Source organism: Streptomyces sp. NPDC012794 (assembly GCF_042901085.1).
GTDB lineage: Bacteria > Actinomycetota > Actinomycetes > Streptomycetales > Streptomycetaceae > Streptomyces.
Map to the genome: position 1 here is coordinate 14,472 of NZ_JBIBCI010000032.1, position 17,821 is coordinate 32,292.

The 17,821-nt window shown below is 73.0% G+C and carries 20 protein-coding genes; 12 read left to right on the forward strand and 8 right to left on the reverse strand.

Going from position 1 to position 17,821, the window contains the following annotated elements; genetic code table 11:
• Positions 1 to 259: 259 nt before the first annotated feature.
• Entirely contained in the window at positions 260 to 880 is a 621-nt protein-coding gene (locus tag ACFY7H_RS32390) for a hypothetical protein (RefSeq protein WP_388945749.1), read from the reverse strand.
• A gap of 493 nt (positions 881 to 1,373) precedes the next feature.
• Here ACFY7H_RS32390 and ACFY7H_RS32395 point away from each other — a divergent pair, with 493 nt between their 5' ends.
• Complete coding sequence (locus ACFY7H_RS32395) at positions 1,374 to 2,909, forward strand: glutamate-cysteine ligase family protein (protein ID WP_388945751.1); 1,536 nt, start codon at positions 1,374 to 1,376, stop codon at positions 2,907 to 2,909.
• Between the two features lie 124 nt (positions 2,910 to 3,033).
• Positions 3,034 to 3,831: a CPBP family intramembrane glutamic endopeptidase gene (locus ACFY7H_RS32400; RefSeq protein WP_388945754.1), complete on the forward strand. Its 798-nt coding sequence runs from the start codon at positions 3,034 to 3,036 to the stop codon at positions 3,829 to 3,831.
• On the opposite strand, the gene ACFY7H_RS32405 is transcribed toward ACFY7H_RS32400, so the two are convergent.
• Positions 3,828 to 4,655: a PhzF family phenazine biosynthesis protein gene (locus ACFY7H_RS32405; protein ID WP_388945757.1), complete on the reverse strand. Its 828-nt coding sequence runs from the start codon at positions 4,653 to 4,655 to the stop codon at positions 3,828 to 3,830. The genes ACFY7H_RS32400 and ACFY7H_RS32405 overlap by 4 nt on opposite strands.
• Before the next feature lie 605 nt (positions 4,656 to 5,260).
• Positions 5,261 to 5,689 carry an SRPBCC family protein gene (locus ACFY7H_RS32410; RefSeq protein WP_388945759.1) on the reverse strand — a complete coding sequence of 143 codons (429 nt, stop codon included), beginning with the start codon at positions 5,687 to 5,689 and terminating at the stop codon, positions 5,261 to 5,263.
• A 170-nt stretch (positions 5,690 to 5,859) separates the two neighbouring features.
• Here ACFY7H_RS32410 and ACFY7H_RS32415 point away from each other — a divergent pair, with 170 nt between their 5' ends.
• Both ACFY7H_RS32415 and ACFY7H_RS32420 read left to right on the forward strand, forming a co-directional pair.
• Complete coding sequence (locus ACFY7H_RS32415; RefSeq protein WP_388945762.1) at positions 5,860 to 6,822, forward strand: DMT family transporter; 963 nt, start codon at positions 5,860 to 5,862, stop codon at positions 6,820 to 6,822.
• Between the two features lie 257 nt (positions 6,823 to 7,079).
• The gene (locus tag ACFY7H_RS32420) at positions 7,080 to 8,081 is read left to right on the forward strand and encodes a DMT family transporter (protein WP_388945765.1); all 1,002 of its coding nucleotides are present in this window, start codon (positions 7,080 to 7,082) and stop codon (positions 8,079 to 8,081) included.
• On the opposite strand, the gene ACFY7H_RS32425 is transcribed toward ACFY7H_RS32420, so the two are convergent.
• Positions 8,063 to 8,728 carry a pyridoxamine 5'-phosphate oxidase family protein gene (locus tag ACFY7H_RS32425; RefSeq protein WP_388945767.1) on the reverse strand — a complete coding sequence of 222 codons (666 nt, stop codon included), beginning with the start codon at positions 8,726 to 8,728 and terminating at the stop codon, positions 8,063 to 8,065. The genes ACFY7H_RS32420 and ACFY7H_RS32425 overlap by 19 nt on opposite strands.
• A gap of 37 nt (positions 8,729 to 8,765) precedes the next feature.
• Here ACFY7H_RS32425 and ACFY7H_RS32430 point away from each other — a divergent pair, with 37 nt between their 5' ends.
• Positions 8,766 to 10,097, forward strand: coding sequence for an aminotransferase class I/II-fold pyridoxal phosphate-dependent enzyme (locus ACFY7H_RS32430; protein ID WP_388945770.1), 1,332 nt, complete (start codon positions 8,766 to 8,768; stop codon positions 10,095 to 10,097).
• Between the two features lie 96 nt (positions 10,098 to 10,193).
• On the forward strand, positions 10,194 to 10,826 hold the full coding sequence (locus ACFY7H_RS32435; protein ID WP_388945774.1) for a GNAT family N-acetyltransferase: 633 nt from the start codon (positions 10,194 to 10,196) through the stop codon (positions 10,824 to 10,826).
• Positions 10,827 to 10,857: 31 nt separating this feature from the next.
• Here the strand turns inward: ACFY7H_RS32435 and ACFY7H_RS32440 are convergent, their stop codons facing one another.
• Positions 10,858 to 11,844, reverse strand: coding sequence for a DMT family transporter (locus ACFY7H_RS32440; protein WP_388945777.1), 987 nt, complete (start codon positions 11,842 to 11,844; stop codon positions 10,858 to 10,860).
• A 74-nt stretch (positions 11,845 to 11,918) separates the two neighbouring features.
• On the opposite strand from ACFY7H_RS32440, the gene ACFY7H_RS32445 reads away from it, so the two are divergent.
• Entirely contained in the window at positions 11,919 to 12,818 is a 900-nt protein-coding gene (locus ACFY7H_RS32445; RefSeq protein WP_388945780.1) for a LysR substrate-binding domain-containing protein, read from the forward strand.
• A 7-nt stretch (positions 12,819 to 12,825) separates the two neighbouring features.
• Here ACFY7H_RS32445 and ACFY7H_RS32450 read toward each other — a convergent pair whose 3' ends face one another.
• Positions 12,826 to 13,299: a pyridoxamine 5'-phosphate oxidase family protein gene (locus tag ACFY7H_RS32450; RefSeq protein ID WP_388945783.1), complete on the reverse strand. Its 474-nt coding sequence runs from the start codon at positions 13,297 to 13,299 to the stop codon at positions 12,826 to 12,828.
• Between the two features lie 94 nt (positions 13,300 to 13,393).
• Here ACFY7H_RS32450 and ACFY7H_RS32455 point away from each other — a divergent pair, with 94 nt between their 5' ends.
• The 3 genes from ACFY7H_RS32455 (at position 13,394) to ACFY7H_RS32465 (ending at position 15,288) form a co-directional block, all read left to right on the forward strand.
• Positions 13,394 to 14,020, forward strand: a complete 627-nt coding sequence (locus ACFY7H_RS32455; RefSeq protein ID WP_388945785.1) for a cysteine hydrolase family protein — start codon at positions 13,394 to 13,396, stop codon at positions 14,018 to 14,020.
• Positions 14,021 to 14,249: 229 nt separating this feature from the next.
• Complete coding sequence (locus tag ACFY7H_RS32460) at positions 14,250 to 14,660, forward strand: J domain-containing protein (RefSeq protein WP_388945788.1); 411 nt, start codon at positions 14,250 to 14,252, stop codon at positions 14,658 to 14,660.
• Positions 14,661 to 15,042: 382 nt separating this feature from the next.
• Complete coding sequence (locus ACFY7H_RS32465; RefSeq protein WP_388945791.1) at positions 15,043 to 15,288, forward strand: hypothetical protein; 246 nt, start codon at positions 15,043 to 15,045, stop codon at positions 15,286 to 15,288.
• 243 nt (positions 15,289 to 15,531) lie between these two features.
• Here ACFY7H_RS32465 and ACFY7H_RS32470 read toward each other — a convergent pair whose 3' ends face one another.
• Both ACFY7H_RS32470 and ACFY7H_RS32475 read right to left on the reverse strand, forming a co-directional pair.
• Positions 15,532 to 15,870: an STAS domain-containing protein gene (locus ACFY7H_RS32470; protein WP_388945794.1), complete on the reverse strand. Its 339-nt coding sequence runs from the start codon at positions 15,868 to 15,870 to the stop codon at positions 15,532 to 15,534.
• 61 nt (positions 15,871 to 15,931) lie between these two features.
• Entirely contained in the window at positions 15,932 to 16,228 is a 297-nt protein-coding gene (locus ACFY7H_RS32475; protein ID WP_388945797.1) for a hypothetical protein, read from the reverse strand.
• A 233-nt stretch (positions 16,229 to 16,461) separates the two neighbouring features.
• On the opposite strand from ACFY7H_RS32475, the gene ACFY7H_RS32480 reads away from it, so the two are divergent.
• A complete protein-coding gene (locus tag ACFY7H_RS32480; protein ID WP_388945800.1) occupies positions 16,462 to 17,307 on the forward strand; it encodes a HipA family kinase in 846 nt (281 codons plus the stop codon).
• Positions 17,304 to 17,687, forward strand: coding sequence for a DUF3037 domain-containing protein (locus ACFY7H_RS32485; RefSeq protein WP_388945803.1), 384 nt, complete (start codon positions 17,304 to 17,306; stop codon positions 17,685 to 17,687). The genes ACFY7H_RS32480 and ACFY7H_RS32485 overlap by 4 nt, the downstream gene beginning before the upstream one ends.
• The last annotated feature ends 134 nt before the right edge of the window (positions 17,688 to 17,821 follow it).

Here is a 17,821-nt window from a genome sequence, read left to right on the forward strand (position 1 = left end):
GATGGGTTCTTTCGCTGCGGTGTGGTCTGTTCGCTACGGCTCGATGCGTGATTCATGGCCGTCCCCCTGGGTCGTCCCCGCGCCTGCGGGGAGGATGTCCTCAGTGTTCCCCCAGGACGGCTGCTTCGCAGGTATTTCCCGGCAGCTGTCCTCTTGGAATGAGGACGCATCACCCGTGCGGGCGGTTCACGCCAACTCCCCTGTCATTTCGGGTGGTTCGCATTGGCCCGAGCGGACTAGGCCGAATGGGTGACTCGGGTCAAGCCGCCGGGGCCGCCAGGGTGGGAGGGGCCGGTGGGGCGGTCCGGGTCAGCCGGTGGGTCAGTACGGGCAGCAGCTCCGAGACGGGGTGCGGCCGGAAGGGTGCGATCCCGGGCGGCGCCGGGGCCAGCGGAACCAGCAGGTCGGCGGCGGCGGGGAGGCCGGCGGCGGCGTCGGCGCCCACCGCCCCGTGCAGCCACAGGGTCAGCATGTACAGCTCGGGCACGGACAGCAGCCGGGGCTGGTAGGCCTTGCCGAGCGACTCCGCCTGGCGCAGGGCGCGTTCGGTGGCGGCGACGTAGGGGCCCTCGAAGAAGTGGGAGAAGGCCCAGCCGTCCGGGGTCAGGCGGGTGTCGGCCGCCGCGATGAAGCGGTCGCCGCTGCGGATCAGGAACCGCCAGCCGGTGAGACGGGTGCGGGGCGGGCGGCCGCCGGCCGTGTGGCCGGACACGCCCAGCCGGTCGAGCACGTGGACGGGGAGCGCGAGTTCGGCGGTCATCGGACCCTGGACCGCGCGCAGGGCGGGGGTGTGTGCCTCGTGGACGGCGGTGGGGGAACCGAGTGCCGCGAGGACGCTGCGCAGGGCGGGCGCGGGAGCCGGGGGGACATGCAGCGGCATGGTGGGTCGCCTCTCACTTGGGAGACCGGTGGTACGGGGGAAAGTGCGGACGGAGCTGTCGCATTCTGGGGTCAGAGGTGGGCCTTGGGGCAATGGCCGCGCGCCAACTCTCTGCCTCGTTTGCGGAGTTTATACGACATGTGTTCACGCAGTGTTTCGGCTAGCCGTCCTGCCTATTGCCGGCAAGGCGCCTTCCGGTCTCGCTGCCATGGTATTCATGCCGGTTGCGCGTGGACAGACCGCGCTGACCTGGAAGGTTACCGGAAAGGTGCTCGGCTGGAAAGCTTCGCCAATGTGAAATCGGCAAAACCCAGGGGGAATTTGCATCCGGTGAGTTGCCAGGCGAATGTGCCGGAGCGCCCATCTGGCCATACCGGCGCGCGCTCCCCGCCAAGCCCCCGCTCCGGCGTTATGGATCACGGTGCTTGGGCATCATCGACCGTAACGCGCGCCCGGGTGCTCTGGGCCCGGCCACTCGAGGAGGGACGCTTCGATGGGGGAGAAGGTCGTGGCAGGCGGATTCGACCTGTCCGATCGGCATCGGTATCGGAGGAAGCTTCACGAGTGCCTGGAGGGGCTGGAGCGGCTTCTGGCGGAGAAGAGGTTCGACCGTCCCAAGAACATGATGGGGCTGGAGATAGAGCTGAATCTCGCAGGTGCCGACGGTATGCCGCGCATGGTGAATGCACAGGTGCTGGAGCGGATTGCGAGCCCCGATTTCCAGACGGAACTCGGAATGTTCAACCTGGAGGTGAACGTACTCCCCCACCGGCTCGACGGGCGGGTATTCGACCAGCTCGCCGAGGAACTGAGCGCCGGACTGAACTACGCCCACCGCCAGGCCGTGGAGATCGACGCGGGCGTCGTGATGATCGGGATCCTGCCCACGATCTCCCGCGCGGACCTGGCCCTGGCCAACCTCTCGGCCGTGGACCGCTACTCCCTGCTCAACGAGCAGATCCTGATGATGCGGGGGGAGGACTTCCGGCTCGACATCGACGGGGTCGAGCGGCTGACCTGGAGCACCGGGTCGATCGTGCCGGAAGCCGCCTGCACCTCCGTGCAGCTGCACCTCCAGGTCACCCCGGCCCGGTTCTCCGACGTGTGGAACGCGGCGCAGGCGGTGACCGCCGTACAGATAGCGGTGGGGGCCAACTCGCCGTTCCTGTTCGGACGCGAGCTGTGGCGCGAGTCGCGCCCGCCGCTGTTCACGCAGGCAACGGACACCCGGCCGCCCGAGCTCCAGGCGCAGGGGGTGCGGCCCCGGACCTGGTTCGGGGAGCGGTGGGTGGACTCGGTGTACGAGCTCTTCGCCGAGAACGTCCGCTACTTCCCCTCCCTGCTGCCGATCTGCGACGAGGAGGAACCCCTGCGGGTGCTCGCCCAGGGCGGGGTGCCGAGCCTGCAGGAGCTGGTGCTGCACAACGGCACCGTCTACCGGTGGAACCGGCCCGTCTACGGCGTCGCCGACGGGGTGCCCCACTTGAGGGTGGAGAACCGGGTCCTGCCCGCCGGGCCCACCGTGGCCGACGTCGTCGCCAACGCCGCCTTCTACTACGGGCTCGTACGGACCCTCGCGGACGAGCAGCGCCCCGTGTGGACCCGGATGTCCTTCGCGGAGGCGGAGGCCAACTTCGACGCGGCCTGCCGGTACGGGATCGACGCCCGGATCCGCTGGCCGCGCCGCGGCCGGGCCGGGGGACTGGTGAGCGTACCCGCGGTGCGTCTGGTGCTGGACGAGCTGCTGCCGATGGCGGCGGCCGGGCTGGACGCCTGGGGCATCGAGCCCGCCGACCGGGACCTCTACCTGGGGATCATCGAGGAGCGGTGCCGGCGCCGGGTCAACGGGGCGACCTGGCAGGTGGACACGTACCACCGCGCGCTCGCCGGCGGGCTGGAACGCGACGCCGCCCTCGCGGCCACCACCCGGCGCTACAGCGAGCTGATGCACAAGGGGCACCCCGTGCACACCTGGCCCGTGGGCCTGGAGGAGCAGGAGGTGGACGCCACGACCGCGGTCCGCCGCTGACCGGCGGGCCCGCCGCGCGCCCCGCCCCGTCCGCCCCTCCCTTCCTCCCTCCGTTCCCGCTGATCCCTTCCCGCCGCCGAGGAGGCAGTATGGGGTGGTGGTCGGAACGGGACGGGAGTCAGGCGTGCGGGTCGAGCCGGAGCCGGTGGGCGTGGAACTGCGCGAGGACGGGCGCCGGGTCCTGCGCAACGAGACCCTGCTCGTGCTCGCGCTCTCGCTGGGCGCGAGCGGCGTCTCGGCGCTGATCAGCTTCGTGGGTTCGCTGACGAAGCCGGGCGGGCTCAAGGACCAGGCGGCCACGCTCAACGGCTCCTACGCGCCCGGACGGCCCTGGCTGGACCTGGCCTGGCAGCTGTTCGGGATCGCGACGGCGCTGGTGCCCGTGCTTCTCGTCGCGCACCTGCTGACCCGCGAGGGTGCGCCCGGGCTCAGGGCGCTCGGCTTCGACCGCACCCGGCCCGGCCCCGACCTGGCCCGGGGCGTGCTCGTCGCCGCCGGCATCGGCAGCGCCGGGCTGGCCTTCTACCTCGCGGCCCGGGCCACCGGCTTCAACCTGACGGTGGTGCCGGAGGCCCTGCCCGACGTGTGGTGGAAGTTCCCGGTGCTGATCCTTTCCGCGGTGCAGAACTCCGTGGTGGAGGAGGTCATCGTGCTGGCGTACTTGCTGCGCCGGCTCGACGGGCTGGGCTGGTCGCCGACGGCCGCGCTGCTCGCCAGCTCGGTGCTGCGCGGCTCGTACCACCTCTACCAGGGCATCGGCGGGTTCATCGGCAACGTGGTGATGGGCGTCGTCTTCGTCCTCGCCTACCGGCGCTGGGGCCGGGTCGGCCCCCTGGTCGTCGCGCACGCCCTGCTCGACATCGTCGCCTTCGGCGGGTACGCGCTGCTCGCGGGCAAGGTGGGCTGGCTGCCGACGCCCTAAGGGGTGTCGGGGGCGGTGAGCAGTTCGCCGTCGATGACGGTGACGGCGTGGCCCGTGAGGAGCGTACGGTCACCCGCGAGCCGCACCCGCACCAGACCCGTGCGCGCCCCGCCCTGCAGGCCGGTCATCTCGGTGCGGCCCAGGCGCGCCGCCCAGAAGGGGGCGAGGGCGGTGTGGGCGCTGCCCGTCACCGGGTCCTCGTCGACGCCGACGGCGGGGAAGAAGCCGCGCGAGACGAAGTCGTAGCCGCGGGAGGGGTCCTCGGCCGGCGCGGTGACGATCACCCCGCGGCGCGCGTAGGCGCGCAGGGCCGCGTGGTCGGGCGCGAGTTCCCGTACGGTCCGCTCGTCGGCCAGCTCCACCAGCAGGTCGCCGATGTGCTCGGCGGTGTCGTGGACCGACTTCGCCTCGGCGCCCAGGGCCCGGTCCACCTCCGGGACCGGCGCGAGCGGGGTCAGGGACGAGGTCGGGAAGTCCAGCGTGACCGTGCCGTCCGCGGCGACCTCCGCCGTGAGGATCCCGCAGCGCGCGCTGAAGCGGACCGGACCCCGGGCGAGGCCGGCGGCGGCGATGACGTGCGCGGTCGCCAGGGTCGCGTGGCCGCACATGTCGACCTCCGCCGCCGGGGTGAACCAGCGCAGCGCCCAGTCGGCATCGCCGCCGGGCGGCAGGGGATGGGCGAAGGCCGTCTCGGAGAGGTTCACCTCGGCGGCGACCCGCTGGAGCCAGCTGTCCGGGGGGAAGCCGCCGTCGAGGAGCAGGACTCCGGCGGGGTTCCCCCCGAAGGGACGGTCGGTGAAGGCGTCGACGATTCGGATGCGCATGGGCCGACCGTAGGGGGGTTCGGCGATCGCGGACAAAGGCCAATGCGCGGTGACTGGACTGGTCGGACAGTGTCCCGTCGCGCCTGGCCTCGACCGGCCTCACTGGATTTCGACCGGGTGGACCGCGGGCCGGCGCCGTGATGGCGGAAAGCCGGGGTGAATGCGGTTCAGGCACCTGCGGCGGGCCGGGGCATGAGTCTGGTGTCCGGGGCGTGTCCGCGGCCGGTCCACGTCTGTCGGCACGAGCGTTGTCCCCCGTAGCGGGGTGGGCGCACTCTCGCCGCTCCGGGTACCGGATGAGCGGAGTGTCCGCGACGGGGGCTCCGGATGGGGAGGGATGCACATGAACAGGCGTGGTCTGGTGGTTTCAAGTGGGCCGTCGGGCAGCACTGCGGTACTTGCTGGCCGGGATTGATGCTTCCGCCGTGTCAGGGTGCGGGAGCCCCGGTGGAGAAGGCGATCACGGAGTACGCCAAGGGTTCCTGGAGGTTCACGGCCAATGCGGACTTCGACGGGGTGCTGACCATCACCGGCGACGGGAGGCCGGTGGGACCGCCGGCGCCCATGGGGCGCCGGCGGCGAGCGCGCCCGGCCGGGACCCGCAATCAGACGACCAGGGCGGCCAGCTTGCGCAGCGACTCGTTCAGCGCGGCCGTCGCGGAGTCCTTGAGCTTGCCCGCCATCAGCGAGACGGCTGCGCCCGTGAACTCGCCGTCGATGCGGACCCTCGTGGCCGCGCCGTCGGCGGTCAGGGTGTAGCGGGTGAGCACGGCGACGCCCATCGGGCCCTTGCCGGTGACGGCGAGGACGCGCTGCTCCTCCAGCTCCGAGACCGTCCACAGGACCTCGGCGGGAAATCCCATCATCTTCATGTTCTCGGCGAAGGTGGAGCCGACCGCGAGCGTCTCGGGGCCGCCCTTCGGGAAGTCGGTGTGGGTCATGCTCCACTGCCCGTACGCGTCCCAGTCCGTCAGCTGGGCCCAGAGCTTCGCGGCGGGCGCCTCGATGCGTGATTCCGCGGTGACTTCAGCCATGCGTCCACCCCTTCTGGTCGGTACGTGCGGCGGAAGGTAGCCCCGGGGCGCGGAACATACAAGCCTGACGGGCTGTCAGATTCCAGGATGCCCGACAGGCCGGATCCCGGGTGTGTCTCAACAGGTGTCTCGCGAGTGACGCTCCTGTCCCGCCCTGCCATGATGGGCCGATGCAAGCGTCAGGGAAGAACGCCGGACTGGGCCTGGCCCTCGTTTCGGCATGCGCGTTCGGCGGTTCGGGTGTCGCGGCGAAGCCGCTGATCGAGGCGGGTCTCGACCCGCTGCACATGGTGTGGCTCAGGGTGGCCGGGGCGGCGCTGGTGCTGTCCCCGCTGGCCTGGCGGCACCGTTCCCTGGTGCGGCGCAAGCCCCTGCTGCTGGCCGGCTTCGGGCTGGTCGCCGTCGCGGGCGTCCAGGCCTTCTACTTCGCCTCCCTGTCGCGGATCCCGGTGGGCGTGGCCCTGCTGCTGGAGTACCTGGGCCCCGCCCTGCTGCTCGGCTACATACGTTTCGTGCAGCGCAAGCCGGTGACCCGGGCGGCCGCGGCCGGGGCGGCGGTGGCCGTCGTCGGGCTGGCCTGCGTGGTCGAGATCTGGGCGGGCCTGCGGCTGGACCTGTTCGGGGTGCTGCTCGGTCTCGCCGCGGCCTGCTGCCAGGCCTTCTACTTCGTCTTCGCGGACCAGGGCGCCGACGCGGAGGACGCGCCGGACCCGATGGGCGTCATCGCCCACGGCATGATCGTCGGCGCCCTGGTGATGACCGTGATCGCCCGCCCCTGGCAGATGGACTGGCAGGTGCTCGGCGGGTACGCCGCGATGGGCGACCTGCGGGTGCCGGCGCTCGCCCTGCTGGGCTGGGTGGTGCTGGTCGCCACCGTCTTCGCGTACCTGACCGGCGTGGTCTCGGTGCGCAGGCTCTCGCCGCAGGTCGCGGGCGTGGTCGCCTGCCTCGAGGCGGTCGTCGCGACCGTACTGGCCTGGGTGCTGCTCGGGGAGCAGCTCTCGGGCCCGCAGGCCCTGGGCGGCGCGCTGGTGCTCGGCGGTGCGCTCATCGCGCAGTCCTCACGGTCGGCGCCGGTGGTGGCGCAGGAGGCGCCGCTCCCCGTGGCGGACCGGGAGCCGACGAGCGCGTAGGCGCCGGGCCCGCGCGGGCGGGCCGGCCCGGACTCCCGCGGCGGGCGGGCCGCGGATCGCGGCCGGGCTGGTCCGTACGGCGGGCGACGGCGTAGGGTGCTGACCATGCCTTCGACCGTGCTTCCGCCTCCCGCCGCCTAGCGCGGGCGGCTGCCACCAGAACGAGAGACCCGCCCGGGGAGTTCCCGGGCCGGTACGCGCTGCCCGCGAAGCGATGGCCTTCCGTCCCCGTCCTTCACGCATGCGCGGAGAAACACGTGTCGAACCATTCGCCCGCCACCGGGCGCAGCCTGCTCTACCTCGTCGTCGCCGGAGCCGCCTGGGGCACCGCCGGTGCGGCCGCCTCCCTCCTCTTCCTGGCCAGTGACCTCGGCCCGCTCGCCCTGTCGTTCTGGCGCTGCGCGGGCGGGCTCGTGGTGCTGCTCGGGGTGCTCGCCGTACGCCGTCCCGCGCGGGCGGCCCGGCCGGTCCGGCCGGTCCGGCCGTCGTCGGCCTCGCTGATCGGGACCGGGCTGATGTTCACCGTGTTCCAGGCCGCCTACTTCGGGGCCGTGCGGGAGACCGGCCTGGCCGTCGGCACCGTCGTCACCCTCGGGGCGGGGCCCGTGCTGATCGCGCTGGGCGGCCGGTACTGGATGGGCGAGCGGCTGGGCCGGGGCGGGGCGGTCGCCGTCGGCGGTGCCCTGGCGGGGCTGGCCGTACTGGTGCTGGGCTCCGGGGGCGGCGAGGTGCGGCCGCTGGGGGTCGGCTGGGCGCTGCTGTCGGCCGCCGGGTACGCGGCGATGACGCTGCGGGCCCGGTGGCTCGGGCGGCGCGGGGCGGGCGGGGACCCGCTGGTCACCACCGCGTGGTCGGTGGCCGTGGGCACGGTGTGCCTGCTGCCGCTCGCGGTGGTGGAGGGGCTGCTGCCGCACACCGCCGAGCCGGGGCGGGTGCTCTGGCTGCTGATCTACGTCGCCGTGGTGCCGACGGCCCTGGCGTACGCGCTGTACTTCACCGGCGCCGCGGCGGTGCGTGCCGCGACGGTGTCGGTGGTCATGCTGATCGAGCCGGTCAGCGCGGCCGTGATCGCCGTCGGGGTGCTCGGGGAGCGGCTGACCGGCGCCGTGGTGCTGGGCACCGTACTGCTGCTGGCGGCGGTGGGCGCGCTGATCGCGGCAGAGGCGCGCCGGCCCGCCGACGCGGTGCGCGCCGGGGCCGGGGCCGGGGCCGGGCCGGGGGACCGGCCCGCCCAGGAGCCTCAGAGCGCGCTGATGTAGTCAGGGACGGCGATGCCGGGGGCCAGGTCGGCGGCCGGGACCGGGGTGCCGTACGCCGGTGCCACCGGGACCACGCCCGACCAGTGGGGCAGGCCCAGGTCCTCGGGGTCGTCGTTCGGTCCGCCCGTACGCACCTTGGCGGACACCTCGTTCAGGTCCAGCCGGATCACGGCCGTCGCCGCGAGTTCCCTGGCGTTGGCGGGCCGGGAGTCGGCGGAGCGGCCGGGGACGACCTGGTCGACCAGGGCGTCCAGCGCGATGCGGCGCTCCTCCGCGTCGGTGACCTGGTGGGCGGTGCCGTGCACGACCACCGAGCGGTAGTTCATCGAGTGGTGGAAGGCGGACCGGGCCAGGACCAGCCCGTCGACGTGCGTCACCGTCAGGCAGACCGGCAGCCCGGGGTCGGCCTTCCCGGCGGCCAGCAGCGGGCGCGAGCCGGTGGAGCCGTGCACGTACAGGGTCTCGCCCACGCGGCCGTACAGGGTCGGCAGGACCACCGGCGCGCCGTCGCGGACGAACCCGAGGTGGCACAGGTAGGCCTGGTCGAGTATCGAGTGCACCGTCTCGCGGTCGTAGCGCGCCCGCTCGCGCGCGCGGCTCGGGAGGGTGCGGCCGGTGGGCTCGTAGGCGGCGGTGGTGGCGCTCATGCTGCGGTCTCCGTTGTACTAGTGCATAATGTGGTTTGTGCTAGGAGAGTATCGGATCAGTGGGCGTCGCGCATCGGAAATCGCGGCCAGTGTCGAAACGGGCGTCGGATCGGGCACGCTCGCCCCGGGGGCGCCGCTGCCCCCGATGCGTGAGCTCGCGGCCGCCTTGGGGGTGAACCCCAACACGGTGGCCGCCGCCTACCGCACCCTGCGCGAGCGCGGGGTCATCGAGACGGACGGGCGGCGTGGCAGCCGGGTCCGGGCCCGCCCGGCGACCGCCCCGCGCGACGCGCTGCGGATGCCGGTGCCCCCGGGCGTACGGGACGTCTCGCAGGGCAACCCCGACCGGTCGCTCCTGCCCCCGCTGGACGGGGCGCTGGCTGCCGCCGCCCGGCGGTACGCCCAGGCCCCGACCCTCTACGGCGAGGACCCGGTGCTCCCGGACCTCGCGCGGCTCGCCCGCGCCGGCTTCGACGCCGACGGGGTCCCGGCCGGGGCCCTGGCGGTGACCTCGGGGGCGCTGGACGGCATCGAGCGCGTGCTGGCCGCGCACCTGCGGGCCGGGGACGCGGTGGCGGTGGAGGACCCGGGCTGGGGGAGCGTGCTGGACCTCGCCCCCGCGCTCGGGCTGCGGGTGGTCCCGGTGGCCGTCGACGACGAGGGGCCGGTGCCGGAGGCGGTGGACCGGGCGCTGGGGGAGGGGGTCAGGGCCCTGGTGGTGACGGCCCGCGCGCAGAACCCGACCGGCGCCGCGGTCGGCGCGGGCCGGGCGGCGGAGCTCGGGGAACTGCTGGCCGGCCGTCCCGAGGTGCTGCTCATCGAGGACGACCACGGCCACGGGATCGTCGACCTGCCGCTCTGCCCGCTGGGCGGGGTGACCCGGCACTGGGCGCTGATCCGCTCGACGGCGAAGGCGTACGGGCCGGACCTGCGGCTCGCGGTGCTCACGGGCGACCCGGTGACGATGGACCGGGTCCGGGGCCGGCAGCGGCTGGGCCCGGGATGGGTGAGCCGGCTGCTCCAGTACGCGGTGGTGGACCTGTGGACCTCCGGCGCCGTGGACCCCCGGGCCGTGGCGGGCTCGTACGGGCTGCGGCGGGACGGCCTGGTCGGGGCGCTGGCGGAGCGGGGCGTACGGGCACACGGCCGGAGCGGGATGAACGTCTGGGTGCCGGTCGGCGACGAGACTGCGGCGGTCACCCGGCTGCTGGCGGCCGGCTGGGCGGTGCGCCCCGGGGCCGGGTACCGCGTCCAGGCGGGACCGGGCGTACGGATCACCGTGTCCGGGCTGGCCCCGGAGGAGGTCGGCGGCCTGGCCGACGCGGTGGCGGCGGCGGTCCGCCCGGTCACCGGGGGGCGCTTCGACTAGCGGGTGCCGGGGGGTCCGGTGATGGCGGCGCGTCCCTTGATCCGCATGTGTAATATCCCCTGAAGCACTTCAATCATTACCTGGGGGATGCTCCGGATGTGGGAGATCGCGCGCTCGTGGGTCGACGGATGGACCGTCTCGCGGGGGACGCCGAAGCCGGTGGACCGGCCGTGGGGACTGACCATCGAGGTCGGGAGGCCGACCGAGACGGTCCGGCACGTCCTGCGTGACGGCGACGCCGAGACCGCCCGGCGGCTCGTCGGCTCGATCAGCGAGCCGGCGGTCTGCGTCAAGGCTTTTCTGGAACCGGGCGTCATGACGCCGTGGTTCCCGTCCGCCTGGCGGCCGATCGACCCCGGCTTCCTGATGGCCGTCGACCTGCGTCCCTCCGTCGTGCGCGCGCCCGGCGGCTACACGGCCGCCGCCGAGACCGTGGGCGACGTCGTCCTCGTGCGCGTCCTGACCGCCGGCGGGGAGCTCGCCGCCGGCGGCCGGATCGGCCTGACGGGCGCCGCGTGCGTCTTCGACCAGATCGTCACCGAGGAGGCCCACCAGCGCCGGGGACTCGGGACGTTCGTGATGGGCGCGCTCACCGAAGCGGCCGTCCAGCGCGGTGTGACGACCGGCGTCCTGGGCGCGACCGTCCCGGGCCGAGCGCTCTACGAAGCGCTCGGCTGGAAGGTCCTCGCCCCGCTGACCGGCTTCGTCCACCAGCCCCTCGCGCCCTGAAGCCGGACCCCGGCCCGGGTGCCGGCGGGGCTCAGTCGGTCTTGCGGGAAGCGGCCCTTGACTGGGTCAGGGCCGCGCCCGCCAGCACGATCACCGCGCCGGCCGGCGTGTTCCAGTGCAGCTGCTCGCCGAGGACGAGCACACCGGCGGTGGTGGCGATCACCGGGATGAAGTACGTGACCATCTGAGCGGTGGTCGGGCCGACCTCCGACACCAGCCCGTACTGCATCTGGAGGGCCATCCCCGTGCCCAGGGCGCCCAGGGCGACCACCGAGAGGGTCGGCCACAGCGGGAAGCCGGCCGGAGCCGTCGTGAAGAGCGCGCTGACGGCCGCCAGCTGGAGCGTGGAGACCATGAGCTGCGCCCCGGTGAGCGCCACCGGGGAGCCGGGGGTGCCGGCCAGGGTGCGGCGTACGTAGATCCAGCCGATCGGGTAGCAGAGCGAGGCCAGCAGGGCCAGCGCGGTGCCCTGGGCGTCGATCCCCGCGAAGCCCTGCCAGACGCCGAGCACCGTCAGGACGCCCAGGAAGCCGATGCCCAGCCCGGCGAAGCGGCGGCGCGTGGGGCGGTCCTCAGACAGCGCCACCAGCGAGAGCGCCATGCCCCACAGCGGGGAGGTGGCGTTGCAGATGCCCGCCAGGCTGGAGGGGATGCTCTGCTCGGCGTAGGCGAAGAGCGAGAAGGGGACCGTGTTCAGCAGCAGTGCCGCCACCGCGAGGTGACCCCACGTGCGCCGGCCGCGCGGCAGCGGCTCGCGGCGCACCAACAGCACCGCCAGGAGGGCCAGCGCGCCGAAGAACACCCGGCCGAGAGCGACCTGGAACGGCGCGAACGCCTCGGTACCCACCTTGATCAGGAGGAAGCTGAAGCCCCACACCACCGAGAGGAGGGCGAACCGCACGCGCCAGTCCAGGCAGGAGGTACGGCCACTGCCCCGGCGGGCCGGCTGCGGTACGGAAGGGACGGAAGGGGCGGAGGAGGCGGAGGAAGTGGGGCGGGAGGTGGTCGGTGCGCTCATGTGGATCACTCTGCTGCCCGCGACCTCGTAGAACAAGCGAGAGTTCCTTCGAGGGTCGGCGTAGCATCGCTTACATGTTGAACCTGGAACGCCTGCGCACCCTCGACGCCCTCGCCCGCCACGGCTCGGTCAGCGGCGCGGCCGGGGGTCTCCATGTGACCACATCGGCGGTCTCCCAGCAGATGGCCAAGCTGGAGCGGGAGGTGGGCCAGCCGCTGCTCGCCAAGAACGGGCGCGGGGTCCGGCTCACGGACGCCGGCCGGCTGCTCGCCGACCACGCCGCCCGGATCATCTCCCAGGTGGAGCTCGCGCAGGCCGATGTGGAGGCCCGGCGGGGCTGTGCGGTGGGAGAGCTGCGGATCGGGGCCTTCCCCACCGCCATGCGCGGGCTGCTGCCCGGGGCCCTGACCGCCCTGCGGGCCGGCCACCCCGAACTGCGGGCCCTGGTACGGGAACGGGAGCCCGAGGAGAGCATGGCGGCCGTCGTGCGCGGTGACCTCGACATGGCCCTGGCCATCGACTGGCACAACAAGCGGATGCCGGTGCCCGCCGAGCTGACCCGCGCCCACCTCCTGGACGACGCGGCCGACATCGCGGTGCCGGCGGGGCACCCGCTGGCCGGACGCACCGAGATCTCCCTCGGTGACTTCGCCGACGACGACTGGATCTCCTGGAACGAGGGCCAGTTCTGCCACGAGTGGCTGGTGTTCACCCTGCGCGGCATCGGGGTCGAGCCGCGCATCGCGCATATCGCCGAGGAGCACCACACCCAGCTGGCCTTCGTGGAAGCGGGGCTGGGCGTGTGCGTGGCGCCCCGGCTCGGTCGCGGGCCCGTACCGCCGGGGGTGCGGCTGCTGCCGGTGAGCGACAGCGTCCGTCGCCACGTGTACGTCGTCTGGCGGACGGACGCGGCCCGCCGGCCCTCCATCAGGGCCGCCGTCGACGCGCTCCGGGAAGCGGCCGCGGCCGTGTAGGCGCGGCTCAGATCTTGCGGAAGTCCCAGGACACCACCGATTGCGGCGTGAGCCGGATCCAGGCGTGCCGGCCGTCGTGCGGCATCTCCTCGATCCCGAAGTTCTTGACGGGGAAGATCCGTTCCGGCTCCAGCAGCTCCGGGCAGGGTTCGCCGGTGCGCGGCGCCTCGCCCACGAAGACGGCGCGGCCGGACAGCTCGACCCCGCGCAGTTCTCCGTACTCCTCGCCGGCGTCGACCACCACCGAGATCCGCGGGTCGGCCCGCAGGTCGGACCAGCGGCGGCTGCGGGTGATCGAGTACAGCCACAGCGAGGTGCCGTCCCAGGCGAACCACAGCGCGCCGACGTGCGGGCTGCCGTCCGGGGAGACCGTGGCCACCCGGCAGGTGTGCTGCTCGCGCAGGAACGCGTCCACCTCCTCGTCGCTCATCATGATGCGCCGGCCCCGCCGCTGCGCCGTCCGCGCGCCCGTCTCGTCCATCCGCCCCGTCCCGCCCATCCGTGCCCCACCCCTTCACATCTGACTATGTGTCAGGAATCATGCGTGCTCTTCCGTCGCCGCACCAGGGGGAGTCATGCCGGAACTCGACCCAGCCACCACCGCGCTGCTCACCGTCGAGTGCCAGAACGGCGTCGTGGGCGAGACGAGCGCCCTGCCGGAACTCGCCAAGGAGGCCCGCGACTCCGGCATGCTGGACCGGGTGGCCGCGCTCGTCGACGCCGCACGCGGGGCCGGCGTACAGGTGGTCCACGCGGTCGCCGAGCGCCGGCCCGACGGGCTCGGGGCCAACGCCAACGCGCGGCTCTTCCGGGCCGCCGCGAAACTGCCCGTACAGCAGCTGAGCGGCAGCGACGCGGTGCGGGTCGCCGCGCCCATCACCGTCGCCGGGCAGGACCTCGTGGTCCGCCGACTGCACGGACTCTCCCCGATGGCCGGCACCGACCTGGACGCCCTGCTCCGCAACCTCGGCGTCCGCACCCTCGTCGTCACCGGGGTCTCCTCGAACATCGCGATCCCCAACACGGTCTTCGACGCCGTGAACCTCGGCTACCGGGTCGTGGTCCCGTCCGACGCCATCGCCGGGGTGCCCGCGTCCTGCACCGCCGAGGTGATCCGCAACTCCCTCGCGCTCGTGGCGTCCATCACCACGGCCGGAGCCCTCCTCGCGCTGTGGGCCCCGGCGGGGCTCAAGACCGGCTGATCGGCGTCGAGGAGGGCCGCTGGGCGGGCATGGCCCCTGGGCGCCGGCACCGGACGCAGATGAATTCCGCCCGTTTTCGAGGTGATCTCGGTGATCAGTCCGTCGCCTCCCTTCGGCATTCGTCTTCTCACCCGGGCGAATTCTCGATCGGGGTCACCTTGACAACCTCCCCGCCGGGCTTTATCACGTTGGAGGAGGGGCCGCTCCGGCTTTTCCGGAGGTGAGGAAAATGGGCGGATCGCGTGTATCGCGCGACCATTACGCCGTCCTCGGACTCCCTGCGGAGGCGTCGCCCGAGGCGATCACCAGCGCCTACCGCGCCCTGATCCGCGCCCTGCACCCGGACGCCCGGCCGGGCGGGCCGACGGCTGCCGCTGAACTGGCCGAGGTCATCGACGCCTACCAGACCCTCCGCGATCCGCTGCGGCGGTCCGCCTACGACGCCGAACGCCGTCAGCGGCCGCATGCCGCCGGCCGTCCGGTACGCATCCCCGTGCGGGTGAGGCGTACGGCGGACACGGCGGAACGGCCCTATCCACCACCCGAGGCGAGCCCTCATCGGGTCGTATTCCACGACTTCTCACGGCCGTACGAAGACCCATTCGACCGCCTTGTGTCCTGGCTGTTCCACGGCATATAGGCCCGTAATGAGGGCGGCGACCATGGCCGTCCGCCCGGTGTGCTGGATGGCCGTCTCGAAGGTGGCCTTCATCGTCGTGTCCTCGTGCTGGCAGGTGACCTGCCCCGGGCCGATGCGTCTGGCAGGGGCATCCTGCCGGTGCGGGAGGCGGCCTGAAACCAGGCGAGCCACAACAGGAAGGCAGGCCCTGGCGCGCGCGGGACAGCGGCCCGGCGCGCCGTCCGGGCACCGGACGCGCGTGGCGTCCGGCGAATTCCGGCAAACCTCCGGAAGGCCGAAATCCCCCTGATGGCCCAGGCCCGTTGGCCTCTTTGGAGCAGGCGCGCTCTCATGGACAGGGACGGCCGCTGACGCGGCCACCACGGCAGGAAGGGAACGGCCCATGTACGAAATGCGCGCCGAGTTCGCCCCCGAGCGATCGGAAATGCTGTGGCACGTCCTCGCCAAGGGGCAGACCACGACCACCCTCTGCGGCTACTCACTGCCGCAAGGGTCGACGGTCGCCGCGCTCATGTCGGAGGGAACGGCGGAACGCTACTGTGCCCGCTGCATGACCGCCGTCCGCAGCACGGTGGGGAACAGCGCACCTCCTGCGGCCACGGCGGAAAGGGATCCGGCGGCGGTCTGACCGTGGTCCGGCCCTCCACGCCCCCGGGCGCCACATGCCCCGGTGTCTTCATGCCCCCGGCGGTATCAGGCTCGGGCTCCCCGCCCGGCCGGGCCCGGCCCTCGCACTCCCCCGGGCTGCGCTGCGGATCCCCAGGCAGGCGACGGGCAGCCAGCCCCACCGCATCGAGATCACCAGCCGGTGAGGCCCGGACCCCGACCAGCCGAAGACTCCCCGCGAGGTCGGTGTGCCGCGGGGAGCCGCTCAGTCCTCGAACGTGATCAAGTGGTTCGCGCCGGTCCGGTGCAGAGCCCGGCGCACCTGCTTGGCGGCGCCGCGGACGTGCACCGCGTCGGACGAGTTCGTCATCAGCAGGGGCCGGACGAGCGCGTAGGCGCAGATCGCGTCCAGCCGTTCGACCTCGCCGAGGTCGAACACCCACTCGCCGACGGCGCGCAGCGCCGGATCGAGCATCGCTTCCTCGATCTCTCTGGCCGCCGCCCCGGTCACCTCGCCGCGAAGCGCCAATTCGGCGCGGCGCTCATCGGCGACCACGACGCGGACGTGTTGCCTCTCGGAACCGCCTTGTACATGAGCGTCCATGCGATCTCCTCACCAGCGCCTCGAACCGCTTCGCACCCCCCGCCGCCCTCGCACGGCGCCCTCAACGGGCCGCCGCGGCCGGGAAGAAGGTGATCAAGGTGGCGGGGTCCTCCTGGTCCAGGACCCGGACAGCAGCTTCGGGGACGTCCACCGTCGCGATGTCGATCGCCTCGGGTGCCGCACCCTGTGCCGCGGTGGAACGGGGGAAGCGCGACGACCGCCCGCCAACGGCGACGATCACCACGTCGTCCTTCGGGTCATAGCCGAGATACGAGAAGGGCAGCCGCTCCGCTTCGTACTGATGCCCGTCGAGAGCGGTCGTCCAGCGGCTTCTGTCGAGCGAGCGGGTGTCGGTCATCGTGTCGTTCCTCCTTCCACGGTGTTCGGGACCGGTCGATGAGAACCGTTCGCTCCCGGTCCGGCGGTGTGGGCGCGTTCCCCTCCTCATAACCTTTCCCGGAGGGCTTGTATGCCTGTGGGCGGCGGCAGCCGCCGCCCGGATCCCGGGCCGGCCGGCGGTCTGCCGCGGGCTGGCAGCCGTCCGGGAAAATCCTTGGATGGTGAAGCGCGCCCGCCCGCTAGCCTGGCAAAATGCTCACAGAAGTGATCGCGACCCGCTACGTCACGCCCTTGCGCGAGGGCGGCTCGCTCCCGGGGATCGTCGAGGCCGACGATCTCGGTACGTACGTCATGAAATTCACCGGAGCCGGCCAGGGGCGCAAGACCCTGGTCGCCGAAGTCGTCTGCGGGCGCCTCGCCCAGCGGCTGGGTCTGCGCGTCCCGCGGCTGGTGCAGATGCAGCTCGACCCCGTCATCGGGCTCGCCGAGCCCGACCAGGAGGTCCAGGAACTGCTCAAGGCCAGCGGCGGGCTCAACCTCGGCATGGACTACCTGCCCGGCTCGATCGGCTTCGACCCCCTCGCGTACCGGGCCGACCCGGTCGAGGCGGGACGCGTCGTCTGGTTCGACGCGCTGATCAACAACGTCGACCGGTCCTGGCGCAATCCGAACATGCTGGTCTGGCACGGGGACCTGTGGCTCATCGACCACGGGGCCACGATGATCTGGCACCACAACTGGCCCACCGCCCAGGCCGCCGCCGCCAAGCCCTACAACGCCTCCGACCACGTCCTGGCCCCCGTCGGCCCCGACATCGCGGCGGCCGCCGCCGAACTGGCCCCGCTGGTCACCGAGGAACTGCTCACCGAGGTCACCGCCGACGTCCCCGACGAGTGGCTGGTGGACGAACCCGGCTTCGACTCCACCGACGCGGTGCGCCGCGCCTACGTGGAGGCGCTGCTGCCGCGTGCGGCGACGATCCACGAGAGGATCACCATGGAGGCGGAGGTCAGGCAGCGGTCCGGTCCGCCGGGCTGGCTCGCCGAGCGCCTCCCTCCCCAGTCGGACCAGAACAAGCAGAAGAGCGGCGACGAGTGACCAAGCGGGACGTGTTCGAATACGCGCTGGTGCGCGTGGTGCCCCGCATGGAGCGCGGTGAGTGCTTCAACGCCGGTGTGATCGTCTACTGCCGGGCGCACTCCTACGTCGCCGCGCGCACCCACCTCGACGAGGCGAAACTCCTCGCGCTGGACCCCGGGGCCGACGTGGCCGGAGTACGGGCCGCGCTGCGCGGGGTCGAGGGGCTGTGCGCCGGCGGCGAGGCGGCCGGCCAGGCTGCGGGTGACGACGCGGGGCGCCGGTTCCGGTGGCTGATCGCCCCCCGCAGCACGGTGGTGCAGCCGGGACCGGTGCACACCGGCCTGACGGCCGATCCCGCCGCCGAGCTGGAACGGCTCCTGGACCTGCTGGTCCGCTGATTCCGGGCCAGGGCCGCGCCGCTGCCGCCGGGGGCCGTTGACACGGGGTGTCAGGGCTCCTAGCGTCTCCTCAGCTGAAGCTACTAAGCGGTTGCTCACCTCCGGGCGGCCGTCTCTCGAGGGCGAGGAGAACC